Origin of the sequence: Halomonas sp. AOP13-D3-9 (assembly GCF_052379125.1) — a bacterium.
GTDB lineage: Bacteria > Pseudomonadota > Gammaproteobacteria > Pseudomonadales > Halomonadaceae > Vreelandella.
This window is the reverse complement of record NZ_JBQSYH010000072.1, coordinates 1-212: the sequence shown is the minus strand read 5'-3', so window position 1 is coordinate 212 and position 212 is coordinate 1. Positions and strand designations below refer to the sequence as shown.

Sequence of the window (212 nt, the reverse complement as noted above, 5' to 3'; positions counted from 1 at the left end):
ATATCGAGGGAGTCCAGGATATTCACCATGTGCATCTATGGCAGATGCAGGAAAACATGGCAGCCCTTGACTGCCACGTGGTTCTGACAGAAACCGGCTGGCAGCAGCTTGAATCCGTCAAAGCAGAGATCAAGGAGCAGCTTAAAATGCGCTTCAGTATTGCTCATTCCAGCCTAGAGTTTGAGCATAGTGACCACGCGCATCAAAATGCC

The 212-nt window shown here is 50.0% G+C and carries 1 protein-coding gene; it reads left to right on the top strand.

What is annotated here, in order from left to right; all coding sequences use genetic code 11:
* Positions 1 to 212 (top strand): cation transporter dimerization domain-containing protein (locus ACT3UM_RS24245; RefSeq protein WP_498902571.1); only part of this gene is annotated, 212 nt, incomplete at both ends.